The 15,637-nt window shown below is 41.8% G+C and carries 13 protein-coding genes and 5 tRNA genes; 15 read left to right on the top strand and 3 right to left on the bottom strand.

Features of this window, described 5'->3' with window-relative positions:
- Positions 1-35: 35 nt before the first annotated feature.
- Positions 36-770 (bottom strand): UDP-2,3-diacylglucosamine diphosphatase, encoded by a 735-nt coding sequence (locus AUR67_RS18215; protein ID WP_058586307.1) that lies wholly within the window; start codon positions 768-770, stop codon positions 36-38.
- A 54-nt stretch (positions 771-824) separates the two neighbouring features.
- Positions 825-1,316 (bottom strand): peptidylprolyl isomerase, encoded by a 492-nt coding sequence (locus tag AUR67_RS18210; protein ID WP_054562080.1) that lies wholly within the window; start codon positions 1,314-1,316, stop codon positions 825-827.
- Positions 1,317-1,493: 177 nt separating this feature from the next.
- On the opposite strand from AUR67_RS18210, the gene cysS reads away from it, so the two are divergent.
- Together cysS and AUR67_RS18200 are read left to right on the top strand one after the other, a co-directional pair.
- The gene (gene cysS, locus AUR67_RS18205; protein WP_058586306.1) at positions 1,494-2,873 is read left to right on the top strand and encodes a cysteine--tRNA ligase; all 1,380 of its coding nucleotides are present in this window, start codon (positions 1,494-1,496) and stop codon (positions 2,871-2,873) included.
- Between the two features lie 135 nt (positions 2,874-3,008).
- Positions 3,009-3,893, top strand: coding sequence for a DMT family transporter (locus AUR67_RS18200; protein ID WP_058586305.1), 885 nt, complete (start codon positions 3,009-3,011; stop codon positions 3,891-3,893).
- Between the two features lie 53 nt (positions 3,894-3,946).
- Here AUR67_RS18200 and folD read toward each other — a convergent pair whose 3' ends face one another.
- Positions 3,947-4,801 carry a bifunctional methylenetetrahydrofolate dehydrogenase/methenyltetrahydrofolate cyclohydrolase FolD gene (folD, locus tag AUR67_RS18195; RefSeq protein WP_054553151.1) on the bottom strand — a complete coding sequence of 285 codons (855 nt, stop codon included), beginning with the start codon at positions 4,799-4,801 and terminating at the stop codon, positions 3,947-3,949.
- 341 nt (positions 4,802-5,142) lie between these two features.
- On the opposite strand from folD, the gene AUR67_RS18190 reads away from it, so the two are divergent.
- The 13 genes from AUR67_RS18190 (at position 5,143) to AUR67_RS18125 (ending at position 15,553) form a co-directional block, all read left to right on the top strand.
- Positions 5,143-5,219, top strand: a tRNA-Pro gene (locus AUR67_RS18190).
- Positions 5,220-5,269: 50 nt separating this feature from the next.
- Positions 5,270-5,346 (top strand) — tRNA-Arg (locus tag AUR67_RS18185).
- A 23-nt stretch (positions 5,347-5,369) separates the two neighbouring features.
- Positions 5,370-5,445 (top strand) — tRNA-His (locus AUR67_RS18180).
- 16 nt (positions 5,446-5,461) lie between these two features.
- Positions 5,462-5,538 (top strand) — tRNA-Pro (locus AUR67_RS18175).
- Positions 5,539-5,580: 42 nt separating this feature from the next.
- Positions 5,581-5,657 (top strand) — tRNA-Pro (locus tag AUR67_RS18170).
- A 409-nt stretch (positions 5,658-6,066) separates the two neighbouring features.
- Positions 6,067-7,371: a trigger factor gene (gene tig, locus AUR67_RS18160; protein WP_058586304.1), complete on the top strand. Its 1,305-nt coding sequence runs from the start codon at positions 6,067-6,069 to the stop codon at positions 7,369-7,371.
- Between the two features lie 273 nt (positions 7,372-7,644).
- On the top strand, positions 7,645-8,262 hold the full coding sequence (clpP, locus tag AUR67_RS18155; RefSeq protein WP_054562075.1) for an ATP-dependent Clp endopeptidase proteolytic subunit ClpP: 618 nt from the start codon (positions 7,645-7,647) through the stop codon (positions 8,260-8,262).
- A gap of 135 nt (positions 8,263-8,397) precedes the next feature.
- Complete coding sequence (clpX, locus tag AUR67_RS18150) at positions 8,398-9,681, top strand: ATP-dependent protease ATP-binding subunit ClpX (protein WP_058586303.1); 1,284 nt, start codon at positions 8,398-8,400, stop codon at positions 9,679-9,681.
- A 143-nt stretch (positions 9,682-9,824) separates the two neighbouring features.
- Positions 9,825-12,185: an endopeptidase La gene (lon, locus tag AUR67_RS18145; RefSeq protein WP_058586302.1), complete on the top strand. Its 2,361-nt coding sequence runs from the start codon at positions 9,825-9,827 to the stop codon at positions 12,183-12,185.
- Between the two features lie 197 nt (positions 12,186-12,382).
- Positions 12,383-12,673 (top strand): HU family DNA-binding protein, encoded by a 291-nt coding sequence (locus tag AUR67_RS18140; RefSeq protein WP_175580427.1) that lies wholly within the window; start codon positions 12,383-12,385, stop codon positions 12,671-12,673.
- A gap of 158 nt (positions 12,674-12,831) precedes the next feature.
- Complete coding sequence (gene ppiD, locus AUR67_RS18135; protein WP_058586301.1) at positions 12,832-14,733, top strand: peptidylprolyl isomerase; 1,902 nt, start codon at positions 12,832-12,834, stop codon at positions 14,731-14,733.
- 83 nt (positions 14,734-14,816) lie between these two features.
- Positions 14,817-15,215: a GNAT family N-acetyltransferase gene (locus AUR67_RS18130; RefSeq protein WP_058586300.1), complete on the top strand. Its 399-nt coding sequence runs from the start codon at positions 14,817-14,819 to the stop codon at positions 15,213-15,215.
- Entirely contained in the window at positions 15,212-15,553 is a 342-nt protein-coding gene (locus AUR67_RS18125) for a cupin domain-containing protein (protein ID WP_058586299.1), read from the top strand. The genes AUR67_RS18130 and AUR67_RS18125 overlap by 4 nt, the downstream gene beginning before the upstream one ends.
- Positions 15,554-15,637: the final 84 nt, after the last annotated feature.

Here is a 15,637-nt window from a genome sequence, read left to right as displayed (position 1 = left end):
TGACAATACTGGTTAAAGCATAGTTAAAATATTGGCTATTTAAAGGGTGTGTGGACTAGTTTTTGCTGCTCTGGAGTAGCTCTTAAGTATGAACCTTGCTCATACCAGTCACCCAGTACAGTGCGGGTTAGCGTTTTACCTGCCTGATTGTAGTGATGCACATTAGGGCGGTGGGTATGACCGTGGATCATATTAGTAACCTGATGCTTTTCAAACATGGCTAGTACCGCATCTTCAGTCACATCTAAAATCTCTAACGCTTTGCCTGCTTGGCTTTGTTTTGATTTTTCGCGGGCGTTGCGGGCAATTTTCTTACGATACCAAAGCGGCATAGCAAGCATTAATTTTGGCCACCACCAACCACGGCTTTTTTTGCGAAACTTTTGATATTCAATATCTTGAGTGCACATTTCATCACCGTGCAAGATAACAGTTGGAGTACCGTATAAATCAATAACAACTTGTTCAGGTAGTAAAGTCATACTTGCGCTTTTTGCATAGTCTTCTCGCATAATGAAATCGCGATTGCCATGAATAAAAAACACCTCAGTACCACTTTCACTGACTTGGCTTAAACGTGCGGCAACACTCTTTGAAAGGTCAGTTTGATAGTCATCACCTACCCATACTTCAAAAAAGTCACCCAAAATATACAGTGCATCAACGTCATCATTAATAATCTTGTTATCAAGAAAATCAAAAAATGCCGCAGTGATGTCTGGGCGGTTTTCTGTTAAATGGAGATCGGCAATAAAATAACTTTGTTTCATGGTTACTCGCAAAAAAGCGGGCAAAGGCCCGCTTAAAAAGACTAAACGATTAAATTAGCTAACCGTTACTTTTTCGATGATTACATCTTCAAGAGGTACGTCTTGGTGGAAGCCAGCGCTGCCAGTAGCAACACCTTTGATTTTGTTTACCACGTCCATACCTTCAACAACTTCTGCGAACACGCAGTAGCCCCAGCCTTGTGATGTTTCACTGCTGAAGTTTAAGAAGTCATTGTCGTTAACGTTAATGAAGAACTGCGCAGTCGCTGAATGTGGATCCGGCGTACGTGCCATTGCTAATGTGCCCACTTTATTTGCAAGGCCATTATTTGCTTCGTTTTCGATAGGGTTGTTTACTTCTTTTTGAACCATACCCGGCTCAAAACCACCGCCTTGTACCATAAAACCATCAATTACACGGTGGAAGATAGTACCGTTGTAAAAGCCAGCATTAGCATACTCTAAGAAGTTTTTAACTGTGTTTGGTGCATCGCTTTCGTGCATCTTGATAGTGATGTCACCAAAGTTTGTGTGTAGTACAACCATGAGGTTTCCTATATCAGGTTTAATAATGGGGCTATTTTATAGTAGTTGTCTTTGATTAACAAAGAGCTTGTTTAAAACGATTAACAAAGTGCTTATTCAATTGATAAAGCGCTAGAGCAGTGGCTTTGCAAGTGTTACCATAGAGAATCTCGAAACACCGTTAAGGACATTTTATAAATGGTACAAATTTACAACACACTTACGCGACAAAAAGAGCAGTTTAAACCCCTTGTTGATGGCAAAATCGACATGTACGTGTGTGGTATCACCATTTATGATTACTGTCACATTGGCCATGCTCGTACTTTCGTTGGTTTTGACGTGATTGTGCGTTACCTACGCCACATCGGTTACGATTTAAAATACGTTCGTAACATCACAGATGTAGACGACAAAATCATTAAACGTGCTAACGAAAATGGTGAGTCAATTAATGATTTAACGACTCGTATGACCAAAGCAATGCATGAAGATTTCGACAGCTTAAATATGCTGCGTCCGGATGTTGAGCCAACAGTAACCAACCACATGGATGAAATAATCGCTATGGTAGAGCGTTTAATTGCCAAAGGCCATGCGTATGTTGCTGCAGACGATGATGTATTGTTTGATGTATCAACCTTTGAGCAGTACGGTGCTTTATCACAACAAGACCTAACCATGCTACAAGCTGGTTCTCGTGTTGAAGTTGCACAAGATAAGCAAGATCCACTTGATTTCGTACTTTGGAAAAAAGCCAAGCCAGAAGAGCCGTCATGGTCTTCACCATGGGGTGAGGGTCGTCCTGGTTGGCATATTGAATGTTCGGCAATGAGCTCTAAGCACTTAGGAGAACATTTTGATATTCACGGTGGTGGTTCAGATTTACAGTTCCCGCACCATGAAAACGAAATTGCTCAGTCATGCTGTGCAAATAACGGCAAGTACGTTAATACGTGGATCCACACAGGTATGGTTCAGGTTAATAAAGAGAAGATGTCTAAGTCTTTAAACAACTTCTTTACCGTACGTGACGTATTAAAAGAGTATGATGCTGAATCAGTTCGTTACTTCTTAATTTCAGGTCATTACCGTAGCCAGCTTAACTATTCGCAAGAAAACCTTGAGCAAGCGCGTTCGTCACTTGAACGTATTTATACTGCACTGCGCGGCGTAACGCCAATCGAATGCGATTTAGCTAGCAATGAATATGTGGCTAAATTCAGAAAAGCGATGGATGATGACTTCAACACCCCTGAAGCACTACCAGTATTATTTGAATTAGCAAAAGAGCTAAACCGTGTTAAAGACAGCGATACAGAGCAAGCAGGTAAGCTAGCTTATGTACTACGCAGTGTTGCAGAGGTACTAGGCGTTGCACAACAAGACCCAGAAACCTTTTTACAAGGTGGCCAAGCTGACGACGAAGTAGCTCACATCGAAGCGTTAATCGCTAAACGTAATGAAGCCCGCGCAAGCAAAGATTGGGCGGCAGCTGATGAAGCACGCGATGCATTGAATGCGCTTGGTGTGGTACTTGAAGATTCAGCTGGTAAAACAACATGGCGTAAAGCCTAAGTATCCATCGAATCATGACTCATTAAAAAGGTTGCCAACGAGGCAACCTTTTTTGTTTTTAATCAATATAGCTATTGACCTCAACTGTACTTGAGCTTTTACCTTGCCATCTCTTCGTATTAACAAGGACAGACATTGAATATTTTACTTGCCATGATCCCCGCCTTTTTATGGGGCACCACCTATGCAGTGACCAAATATGCCACACCTGATTGGCCGCCACTTTTATTAGGCGCATTACGTGCATTACCTGCAGGGCTATTACTTTTATTGCTTAAACCTAGTTTGCCAACCCGTTCGCAGTGGCCAAGTTTGTTAACGCTAGGTGCTGTGAATATCGCGCTGTTTTTTGCCTTTATTTTTATCATGGCGGTAAACCTTCCAGCAGCTATAGCAGGGGTAGGGATGGTGTCTGTGCCGGTTGTGGCTTTGTTATATGCTTGGCTTACTAAAGGGCAGCGCCCTGCAAAAATTCAAGCATTCTGTGCTATGGCGCTGGTGGTATTGGCGTGGTTGTTGTTTGACCCAGCACACGTGACATTAAATGTATTGGGAGTGGCTGCTTTATTTGGGGCCTTACTGACTATTGTGATTGGTAGCACCTTGGTACAGAGTTTGTCGGTGCATATTCATTGGTGGGTTGTGCTTACCTGGCAGTTAATCATTGGCGGCACTATTTTATTATTGGCTGCGTTTATTGATGGCAGTTTACTTCACCCAGAGCAATATCAAGTGGTATTTGAGCCTATCTCAGCGCTGCAATATTCTGCGCTATTTTGGTTAATCGTGCCCAATACCGCCATCGCTTATATTCTGTATGTTTGGTTATTAGGGCGTATGACTGTGGCTGAGTTCTCATTCGGCACCATAGCCAATCCAATCGCGGGAATCGTATGCGCTGTTTTACTCATAAACGAACAATATCAAGACTGGCAATACCTATTGATGTTTATGATGATTGTGTTTTCAGTGCTCCCCCAGATGCTAAAACTTAAGCAGTTCAAACTTCAAAAAACTTAAAACCAAAAAAAGGCTGCCCATTGGCAGCCTTTTTTTACGAACATAAATTTTTGTTAGCTGTGGTACTTTTCACACGCTTCAAGGGTGTTTTCGATTAAGCTTGCCACAGTCATTGGGCCAACACCACCTGGTACTGGTGTAATGAAATGTGCTTTTTGTTCAGCGATATCGTATTCAACATCACCAACAAGCTTGCCAGATTCAAGGCGGTTAATGCCTACATCAATTACGATAGCACCTTCTTTAACCCAATCACCCGGAATGAATTCAGGTTTACCAACCGCAACAACTAATAAATCAGCGCGGCGAACATGAGTTTCTAAATCTTGAGTAAACTTATGACAAACCGTTGTTGTACAGCCTGCAAGTAAAAGCTCAAGTGACATAGGACGACCAACAATGTTTGACGCACCAACAACGACTGCGTGCATACCTTTGTAGCGAACACCGGTAGAGTCGAGTAGGGTGATGATGCCCTTCGGCGTACAAGGACGAAGTGCCGGCATACGCTGAGCTAAACGACCAATGTTATAAGGGTGGAAACCATCAACATCTTTATGTGGTGTGATGCGTTCAAGAATTTTTTCAGCATCAAGACCCTGAGGTAAAGGTAACTGTACTAGAATACCGTCTACTTCTTTGTCTTCGTTTAGTTGATCTATTAATGCAAGTAAATCTTGCTCAGTTGTGTCGCCAGGTAAATCGTAAGACTTAGATACAAAGCCGACTTCTTCACATGCTTTACGTTTAGAACCAACATACACTTGGCTAGCTGGATCTTGACCAACTAACACTACTGCTAGTCCTGGAGCGCGTAATCCATTCGCTACACGCTCTGCAACTCGCTCTGCTACATTGCTGCGTACTTGTTTAGCTATTGCCTTACCATCGATGATGTTTGCCGTCATGGGTGACCTTTAATTGGGGTTAGTTAACTTGATACTGATACATCTAAATATGATTATCCAATAAAGGGGGCGTGGATACACAAATCATGTTTGTTTGATCATATTTATTTATGTTGCGTATTTTCGCAGAAAAGCATCATAGCGCCAAGATGCAATCTTATATAAAGCGCTACTTTATAAAAAAGAGTTCAAATTTTAGCTTATATTTGCAATATTTAACCATTATGAACTAAAAGTGACCGATTGAATTATTTTCTTAAAAAAATGTTTGACCTGACTCGGTCAAATCACTATTATGCACCCCGTTGTTAACGAGGTCACTCGCAAACAACGGTAAGCATCGGCGATTAGCGCAGTTTGGTAGCGCACTTGGTTTGGGTCCAAGGGGTCGCAGGTTCAAATCCTGCATCGCCGACCACTTTACTCTTTGTAAATGGTGCTTACAGGCAAACTTATGAAGTTTTCGATGCGCCCGTAGCTCAGCTGGATAGAGCAACGCCCTTCTAAGGCGTTGGTCGAAGGTTCGAATCCTTCCGGGTGCGCCATTTGAAAATATGTAAATGCCGTGGTGATTGTAGCTCAGTTGGTAGAGCCCCGGATTGTGATTCCGGTTGTCGTGGGTTCGAGCCCCATCAGTCACCCCAATTTACTCTAAGATATCGGCGATTAGCGCAGTTTGGTAGCGCACTTGGTTTGGGTCCAAGGGGTCGCAGGTTCAAATCCTGCATCGCCGACCACTTTTAATAAGTGGTCTTTATTTTCAAAACTTCTCTCAGTATCGGCGATTAGCGCAGTTTGGTAGCGCACTTGGTTTGGGTCCAAGGGGTCGCAGGTTCAAATCCTGCATCGCCGACCACTTTTAAAGATTTATGGTCAAAGAACGATTGGTTTGGGTATATCCAATTCAGTCGCAGGTTTAAATCCTGCATCGCCGACCACTTCTCAATATCTAAATACATCCTTTATTCAGCTTAATTCTCCTTTGTTATTTTGTTCCGTTCGTTTTTTACGCATTTAAACGCTGATTGCTGCTATATACGCCAAATAATTGCCCCCCAGACTCGACTATCATAAATATTAGGTTATAATGCCGCGTCTATTGTTTAACATAGTGCCCATAGGGGCAAAGCAGCAATGGTATCTCATGGTTACAATGCGCCGTTTTAAGTTGAAATATTCAGCGTTAAAACTTGCTATCACTCATGGAGATCACCTTGTTTGTAAGGAAGGCGAACAGTCGCCAAAATTGAAGATTGAGGTAAATCATGCAAGTTTCTGTTGAGACGACTCAAGGCCTTGAGCGCCGTCTGACCATCACCGTTCCTGCAGAGAACGTTGAGACTGAAGTAAAAAAACGCTTACAACAACTGTCTAAAACCCAGCGTATCGATGGTTTCCGTCCTGGTAAAGTACCAGCGTCTATCATCAACAAGCGTTACGGTGCTGCAGTACGTCAAGAAGTTGCTGGCGAATTAATGCAACGCAACTACATCGAAGCAATCGTTTCTGAAAAAATTAACCCAGCTGGTTCACCTACTTTCGCTCCTAAAGCGTTAGAAGCTGGTAAAGATTTAGAATTCGATGCAACTTTCGAAGTTTACCCAGAAGTTGAAATTCAAGGTTTAGATAAAATCGCTGTTGAAAAACCAGCTGTATCTGTAACTGACGAAGATCTAGCTAACATGCTAGAAACTCTACGTAAGCAACACGCTTCTTGGGCTGAAGTTGACGCAGCTGCAGGCGAAAACGACCGTGTAACTATCGACTTCGTTGGTTCTATCGAAGGCGAAGAGTTCGAAGGCGGTAAAGCTGAAGACTTCCCACTAGAACTTGGTCAAGGTCGTATGATCCCAGGTTTCGAAGACAACATCGTTGGCAAAAAAGCGGGCGAAGAAGTTGTTGCTGAAGTAACTTTCCCTGAAGAGTACCACGCTGAAAACCTTAAAGGTAAAGCAGCTACTTTCGCAATCACTGTTAAGAAAGTTGAAACTCAAGAGCTTCCTGAGCTTAACGACGAGTTCGCAACTAAATTCGGTGTAGCTGAAGGCGGTGTTGACGCTCTTAAAGAAGAAGTTAAAAAGAACATGACACGTGAGCTTGACCAAGCAGTTAAAGCTAACGTTAAAGATCAAGCTATCAAAGGTCTTTTAGCTAACAACGAAATCGAAGTGCCAAAAGCGCTAGTAGATCAAGAAATTGATGCACTACGTCAGCAAGCTGCACAACGTTTCGGTGGAGACGCTAAAAACATGCCTGAGCTTCCGGCTGAATTATTCCACGAGCAAGCTGTAACTCGCGTTAAGACTGGCCTATTACTAGGTGAAGTAATTAAAGCGAACGAGCTTAAAGTTGACGACGCTAAAGTTGAAGAGTTAATCGCAACGGTAGCTTCTGCATACGAAGATCCAACTGAAGTAGTAGAGTACTACAAATCAAACGATCAGCTTATGCAGCAAATGCGCAATGTAGCGATGGAAGAGCAAGCAGTTGAAACTATCCTAGCTAAAGCAAACGTGACTGACGTTGAAAAAGCATTCGACGACATCATGAATCCACAGCAAGGTGCTTAATAAGTCATTGACTTAAGCTCTCGCTAGCGATTAAATGGCTCGTGTTACCCTGTATTTATACAGCGTACTCGGGCCATTTTAGTTTGTGGTATCAGTTTCAAAAAAACCAACAATACTGATGTTATTTCAGAACTTTTTTCGACTAGGATTGAATTTGTTCTGATAAGTTCCTATATAGTTATAAAGATTGAATAGACAGCTTAATTTACATTAGTATAAATGTGCTTTCCTTATAGTAAGGATGAGTCGCAGCGGATAAGGAATTAAATAAGAATGAATAGCGGTATGATAGACCCTCTAAACGCACTAGTCCCAATGGTTGTTGAACAAACAGCTAAAGGTGAGCGCTCATATGATATTTACTCACGTCTTTTAAAAGAGCGCATTATTTTCTTAACTGGCCAAGTAGAAGATAACATGGCTAATTTGATTCTTGCGCAAATGCTGTTTTTAGAATCAGAAAACCCAGAAAAAGATATTTATCTTTATATTAATTCGCCAGGCGGTTCTGTAACTGCGGGTATGGCAATTTACGATACAATGAATTTTATCAAGCCTGATGTAAGCACAATTTGTGTTGGCCAAGCGGCAAGCATGGGTGCATTTTTGCTATCAGGTGGCGCTAAAGGTAAGCGTTTTTGTTTACCTAACTCACGTGTAATGATCCACCAACCATTAGGTGGCTTCCAAGGTCAGGCATCTGACTTTGAGATCCATGCCCGTGAAATTTTATCAATTAAAGATAAGTTAAACCGTTTAATGGCTGAACATACTGGCCAGCCACTCGATGTGGTTTCTCGTGATACAGACCGTGATAACTTTATGACTGCTAGCGAAGCAGTTGAATACGGCCTAGTTGACTCAGTATTTTCAAGCCGCGATTCGAAGTAATCTGAATAGCTAATAATAACGTATTGTTAGCTATCACCCTTTACTATGCGAAAACTGATATTCTTTGATATAGTTAAACATAGTGAATTAGCAGTAGCCCAGTGCTACTGCCAACGTAATAAATGAGGTAGCTGAATGTCTGACACTCCTACAGACGGCGACAAAAGTAATAAATTGTTATACTGCTCTTTCTGCGGCAAAAGCCAGCACGAAGTTCGCAAACTAATTGCTGGTCCTTCAGTATATATTTGTGATGAATGTGTAGAGCTGTGTAACGATATTATCAGGGAAGAAATCAAAGACATTGCGCCGAAGCATAATGCGTCTGATAAACTGCCTGTGCCGAAAGAAATTCGTGATCACTTAGATGATTACGTGATTGGCCAAGACCACGCGAAAAAAGTGCTGTCGGTTGCGGTATACAATCACTATAAACGTTTACGCAATCAAACAATCAATGCAGATATTGAGCTTGGTAAGAGTAATATTCTATTAATTGGTCCTACAGGTAGTGGTAAAACATTACTCGCTGAAACAATGGCTCGTTTACTTGATGTACCATTCACGATGGCCGATGCAACGACACTAACTGAAGCAGGTTATGTAGGTGAAGACGTTGAAAACATCATTCAAAAGCTACTGCAAAAATGTGATTACGACGTAGAGAAAGCACAACGTGGTATTGTTTACATTGATGAAATCGACAAGATTTCTCGTAAGTCTGACAATCCATCGATCACCCGTGACGTATCGGGCGAAGGTGTACAACAAGCCTTACTTAAGCTAATTGAAGGTACGGTTGCATCTGTGCCACCACAAGGCGGCCGTAAACATCCACAGCAAGAGTTCTTGCAAGTTGATACTTCTAAGATACTATTTATCTGTGGCGGTGCGTTTGCTGGCCTAGATAAAGTGATTGAACAACGCAGCCATAAAAATACCGGTATTGGTTTTGGTGCTGAAGTTAAGCAATCATCAGGTAGCCGTAGCATAAGTGAAACATTCAAAGATGTTGAACCAGAAGATTTAGTGAAATACGGTTTAATTCCTGAGTTTATTGGTCGTCTTCCGGTTGTTGCGACACTTACAGAGCTAGATGAAGCGGCGCTTATTCAAATCTTAAGCGAACCAAAAAATGCATTAACCAAACAGTTCTCTGCATTATTTGCGATGGAAGATGTTGAGCTTGAGTTCCGAGAAGATGCACTTAGCGCAATTGCTCATAAAGCAATGGAGCGTAAAACAGGTGCTCGTGGCTTACGTTCAATCGTTGAAGGCGTATTACTTGATACTATGTATGAATTACCTTCAATGGATGATGTTAGCAAAGTGGTTATTGATGAAACCGTTATTAAAGGTGAATCAGACCCAATTTTGATTTACCAAAGCGGTAACCAAGATAAAGCTGCATCAGAATAAAGCTGTAATAGTTTAAAAGTTAAGCAGTTGAACACGAAAAAGGAGCCAAAGGCTCCTTTTTTTATAAATATGTTGAACTTTCCCTTACATATCCCCATATACTTGAGTAATCTTTAAAATAAATGAAGTGCGAAGAGAATATAATGACGCTTGAGAGAACAGATCGAGTCGAAATCCCCGTGTTGGCACTGCGCGATGTAGTGGTTTATCCACACATGGTGATCCCGCTATTTGTTGGTCGTGAAAAATCAATAAAATGCCTAGAAGCGGCGATGGACAAGGACAAACAAATTTTCCTAGTGGCGCAAAAAGACGCCTCTGTTGATGATCCGCAGCAAGATGATATCTACCGTGTTGGCACCATTGCCACAGTACTTCAGTTATTAAAGTTACCTGATGGCACCGTTAAAGTGCTTGTTGAAGGCACACAACGTGCAAGCGTTGAAACGTTTTTAGATAACGATGATTTCTTTGTGGCAGAAGCACAGTTCATCGAATCAAGCCATATCGACGAGCAAGAACAAGATATCTTTATTCGCAGCGCAATTAGCCAATTTGAAGGCTATGTAAAGCTTAATAAGAAGATCCCACCTGAAGTACTTACTTCTGTGTCTGGCATCGATGAAGCTGCACGCCTTGCTGATACCATGGCAGCACACATGCCGCTTAAGGTACCTGAAAAGCAAAAAGTACTTGAGATTGCCGATGTGACTGAGCGTCTTGAATACTTAATGGCACTGATGGAAGGCGAGATTGACTTACTGCAAGTTGAGAAAAAAATCCGTACCCGCGTGAAAAAGCAGATGGAAAAGTCGCAGCGTGAGTATTACCTCAACGAGCAAATGAAAGCGATTCAAAAAGAGCTTGGCGAACTTGATGATGTACCCGATGAATTCGAAGCAATTAAAAAACGCATCGAAGAGTCTGGTATGCCTAAAGAAGCGCAAGAAAAAGCGAACGCTGAGTTATCTAAATTAAAAATGATGTCGCCGATGTCGGCGGAAGCAACCGTCGTGCGCTCGTACATTGATACGCTAATTAATGTACCTTGGAAAAAACGCTCTAAGGTGAAAAAAGACTTAGCTGGCGCACAAAAGATTTTAGATAGTGATCATTACGGCTTAGATAAAGTTAAAGAGCGTATTATTGAGTATCTAGCGGTGCAGCAGCGCACTAATAAGCTAAAAGGCCCAATTTTATGCTTAGTGGGTCCTCCTGGTGTAGGTAAGACTTCACTTGGTCAGTCAATCGCACGCTCTACAGGTCGTAAATATGTGCGTATGGCATTAGGTGGCGTTCGTGATGAAGCGGAAATCCGTGGTCACCGCCGTACTTACATTGGTTCTATGCCTGGTAAGTTAATCCAGAATATGACTAAAGTTGGTGTAAAGAACCCACTATTCTTACTTGATGAAATCGATAAGATGTCATCAGATATGCGTGGCGACCCTGCATCAGCATTACTTGAAGTACTTGATCCTGAGCAAAACAGCCATTTTGCCGATCACTACTTAGAAGTTGATTACGACTTATCAGATGTGATGTTCGTGGCAACATCAAATAGCTTTAATATCCCAGGTCCGTTATTAGACCGTATGGAAGTTATTCGCCTATCGGGTTACACCGAAGACGAGAAGCTAAACATTGCTAAACAACACTTGATTCCAAAACAAGTTAAGCGCAATGGCTTAAAAGAGCATGAAGTTGAAATTGCTGACAGCGCAATTATTGGCATTATCCGCTACTACACACGTGAAGCGGGCGTTCGTAACTTAGAACGTGAAGTGTCAAAACTATGCCGTAAAGCAGTTAAAAACATCCTGCTTGATAAAGACACTAAAAAGGTCCTTATCGACAATAGCAACCTTGAAGAGTTCTTAGGTGTACAACGCTTTGATTATGGTAAAGCTGAAGACGGTGACCGTATTGGCCAAGTAACGGGTCTTGCGTGGACTGAAGTAGGTGGTGATTTACTCACTATTGAATCTGCAGCTGTACCAGGTAAAGGCAAACTAACTTACACAGGTTCGCTTGGTGATGTAATGCAAGAGTCAATTCAGGCAGCGATGACGGTTGTTCGTAATCGTGCTGAAAAACTTCGCATTAATAGCGACTTCTATGAGAAACGTGACATTCATGTTCACGTGCCAGAAGGTGCAACACCAAAAGATGGCCCAAGTGCTGGTATTGCCATGGTAACTGGTTTGGTATCGAGCTTAACGGGTAACCCAGTGCGCTCAGATGTAGCAATGACAGGTGAAATCACATTACGTGGTGAAGTATTACCAATTGGTGGCTTAAAAGAGAAGCTATTGGCAGCGCATCGTGGTGGAATTAAAACCGTTATTATTCCAAAAATTAACGAACGTGACTTAAAAGAGATCCCAGACAACGTATTAGAGGGCCTTGAAATTCACCCAGTTACATGGATTGATGACGTTTTAAAACTGGCTTTGAAGCACCCAGTTGAGAGTTTTTCTGTCGAAACTGAAAAAAACCAGTAAAAAACCGCAAAAAAGTGCATTTAGGGGCTTTTCAAATACAAAGGGTATGATAAGTTAAGCACTAGTTTTCAAGCCTAGGCCTTATGTGGCCTAGGGTTGAGAAAAATATAATAAACTGAGCATAAACTTAATTTGCTCATAAATTTTCAAAACAGTGATGTTATTTTTTATAAAAACAATCGCTCTTGATAATAACAATGAAAGAGGATGATATTGTGAATAAATCTCAATTAATCGATCAAATCGCAGCTGACGCTGACATTTCTAAAGCGGCTGCAGGTCGTGCACTAGATTCATTCATCGAGGCTGTTTCAGGCGCTCTTAAAGATGGCGATTCAGTAGCGCTAGTTGGCTTTGGTACTTTCTCTGTACGTGAGCGTGCAGCGCGTTCAGGTCGTAACCCGCAAACTGGTGAGACTATCCAGATTGCTGCAGCAAACATTCCTTCTTTCAAAGCAGGTAAAGCGCTGAAAGACGCAGTAAACTAATCATTAAAGATTAGTTGGTGAGAGATACCTAATCACACTTAAATTGAATTTAGGTAACTTATCACCAGTTACTTCAAGTGAAAAAGCGTATCTGGTAAGATACGCTTTTTTTACATGAGCAGGGTTAATTTGTACCTGATCAGAATAGAGATAGATAAATGCTTGAGAAAATCAGAGAAGGTTCGCAGGGACCTGCAGCCAAAATTATTTTAGGCGCGGTGATTTTATCTTTTGCTTTAGCTGGGATCGGTGGTTATTTAGGACAAACCACAGAGCAACCCGTTGCAGAAGTAAATGGAGTTAAAATTAGCCAAACCGAATTCAGCCGTGCATACCAAAACGAACGTAACCGTTTAGAACAACAATTTGGTGAATACTTCGCACAAATCGCTGCTGATCCAAATTACATGGCACAAATTCGCCAAGGCGTAATCGACCGTTTAGTACAACAAGAATTGCAAACTCAACTAGCGGCAGAATTAGGTCTTCGTGTAAGCGACGAAAGTGTTCGTAAAGCAATTTTAGAAATGCCTTACTTCCAAGTAGGCGGCCAGTTTAGCAACGACCGCTACTTACAAGTTATTCGTCAAATGAATTTCCAACCAGATGCTTTCCGTGAATATTTACGTGAAGACATGACACGCAGCCAATTAGTAGGTGCTGTTGCTGGTACAGATTTCATCTTAGAAAATGAATTAAACAACAGCGTTGCTCTACAACAGCAAACGCGCAGTATTGATTACTTAGTTGTTGCTAAAGAATCATTACAAGCAGGTATCGAAGTAACAGAGCAAGAAATTGCTGATTACTATGAGTTGAATCAACCGCAATTCTTAGCACCAGAGCAAGTGTCTGTAAGCTACATTGACTTAAATGCAGCTACCTTAACGCTTGACTCAAGTGTTTCAGAAGAAGATATCAAAGCTTACTATGATCAAAACAGTGCACAATATGTTGAGCCTGAAAAACGTCGTGTATCGCACATCTTAATTGATAACAGCGAAGACGATGATGCAGCAAAAGCGAAAGCTGAAGAGCTACTAGCGCAGTTACAAAACGGTGCTGATTTTGCTGAGCTAGCTGAGTCATCTTCTGATGACATAGTGAGTGCAGAAATGGGCGGCGACCTAGACTGGATTGAACGTGACATGATGGACCCTGCGTTTGAAGATGCAACGTATGCACTTGAAAGCAAAGGCGACATTTCTGACGTTGTAGAATCAGAGTTTGGTTATCACATCATCAAACTTACTGATATTCAAACACAGCAAGTTAAACCATATGCTGACGTAAAAGATGAGCTTCGCGCTGAACTTGAGCGTACTAAGAAAATTAATGCGTTCTATGAAAAGCAAACTCAAATGGGTGAGCTTGCGTTCGAAATTTCAGACACTTTAATTGATGCAGCAGAAGCAGCAGGCGTTGAAGTACAGAAAACAGAACTTGTTACTCGCAATGCATTACCTGAGCCGTTAAACAACCCACAAGTTGTTACTGCTATTTTCTCACCTGAAGTGTTAGAAGATCGCATGAACTCAGAAGTAATTGAAGTAGGCGATGAGCATGCTGTTGTTGTTCGTGTAAACGATCACAAAGCTGCTACAACGAAAGCACTAGTAGATGTTTCTGAGCAAATTAAGGCGACGTTAGTTTCACAAAAAGCATCGGAGCTTGCTAAAGAAAAAGCACGCACTCTATACGCTGAGATCGAAGCTGGTAAGAGCCTAAACGAAGTTGCACAAGCTGAAGGCCTAACAGTACGCCAAGAAGCTGCACTTGCTCGTCAAGCTTACACAGTGTCACCAGCTATTGTTCAACAAGCTTTCAAAATGGCTCACCCACAAGGTGCACCAGAGGTTGAAGTTGTTGACCTAAACAATGGCGATGCGGCAATTGTTGCGCTAAAAGCAGTTAATCCAGCGACTGAAGTTGAGATTAATGAGCAACAAAAGCAAAACATCACTATGGCTCAAGTGAATAAAAACTACATGGTATTTATTGCAGCACTAAAAGCACAAGCTGAAGTGCAAGTACCGCAAGCGACTCAAGCTGCTGAATAATTAGCAAAATGAGTTAAATAAAAGGCGCCTACTGGCGCCTTTTTTGTTACCGTTAAAGGTAATGCAAATTACTAGGAGCATTTATGGAGTACAGTCTAATAGAGCAGCTACCAAGCGCAGAAGAATACTGTGATATGCGCCTTAAAGCTGGATTATCAGCACGTTCATTAGCGGCTGCGAAAGCGGGATTGCCAAACTCTCTTTATGCTATTTGTATTCGCAAAGACGATAAGTTGATTGGCATGGGCCGCGTTATTGGTGATGGCGGTTGTAATTTTGAAGTGGTTGATATTGCTGTATCACCTGAATATCAAGGGCAAGGGTTAGGGCGTGTCATAATGGAACATGTTGACCGCTACATTGAATCTGCCGCCTTTGAAGGAAGTTATGTCACTATGGTCGCTGACAAACCTGGCTTTTACGAAAAGCTTGGCTACAAGTTTGTCGCACCACAAAGCCAAGGGATGTATAAAAAGTTTTGAGTATCATAGACAAACACAACACAGATCATTACACATGGGGTAACAATTGCGACGGTTGGCATTTGGTAAAGTCTAATGCGCTGAGTGTTATTCAAGAGCATGTCCCAGTAGGTGGGGCTGAAGTAAAACACTATCATAAACATGCCGAACAATTTTTCTTTGTACTTAGTGGCTGTGCCACCATTGAACTTGATGGCCAAATACACAAACTCACTGCGCAACAAGGTTTGCATGTAAGTGCTGGGCGAGTACATCAGCTAAGTAATCAAGGTACTGAACCACTGCATTTTATTGTTACATCTACACCACCAAGCCATGGTGACAGAGAAGAAGTGTAAAAGTAGCAAGGGGAAAGAGTAAAGTTAATTGGGGTATCTGCTTACTCGTGTAGGAGGCGTTTTAACGCCGAATCAAACTGATAG

The sequence above is a fragment of the Pseudoalteromonas sp. XI10 genome, assembly GCF_001469895.1.
GTDB lineage: Bacteria > Pseudomonadota > Gammaproteobacteria > Enterobacterales > Alteromonadaceae > Pseudoalteromonas.
The sequence above is the reverse complement of the archived record's forward strand: the minus strand, read 5'-3'. Positions and strand labels throughout refer to the sequence as shown.

Coding starts and splice junctions, on each gene's coding strand:
- clpX (WP_058586303.1), top strand. CDS start 8,398: ATGTCTGACACTCCTACAGACGGCGACAAAAGTAATAAATTGTTATAC.
- lon (WP_058586302.1), top strand. CDS start 9,825: ATGACGCTTGAGAGAACAGATCGAGTCGAAATCCCCGTGTTGGCACTG.
- cysS (WP_058586306.1), top strand. CDS start 1,494: ATGGTACAAATTTACAACACACTTACGCGACAAAAAGAGCAGTTTAAA.
- AUR67_RS18140 (WP_175580427.1), top strand. CDS start 12,383: ATGAAAGAGGATGATATTGTGAATAAATCTCAATTAATCGATCAAATC.
- AUR67_RS18130 (WP_058586300.1), top strand. CDS start 14,817: ATGGAGTACAGTCTAATAGAGCAGCTACCAAGCGCAGAAGAATACTGT.
- ppiD (WP_058586301.1), top strand. CDS start 12,832: ATGCTTGAGAAAATCAGAGAAGGTTCGCAGGGACCTGCAGCCAAAATT.
- tig (WP_058586304.1), top strand. CDS start 6,067: ATGCAAGTTTCTGTTGAGACGACTCAAGGCCTTGAGCGCCGTCTGACC.
- AUR67_RS18210 (WP_054562080.1), bottom strand. CDS start 1,316: ATGGTTGTACTACACACAAACTTTGGTGACATCACTATCAAGATGCAC.
- AUR67_RS18215 (WP_058586307.1), bottom strand. CDS start 770: ATGAAACAAAGTTATTTTATTGCCGATCTCCATTTAACAGAAAACCGC.
- clpP (WP_054562075.1), top strand. CDS start 7,645: ATGAATAGCGGTATGATAGACCCTCTAAACGCACTAGTCCCAATGGTT.
- folD (WP_054553151.1), bottom strand. CDS start 4,801: ATGACGGCAAACATCATCGATGGTAAGGCAATAGCTAAACAAGTACGC.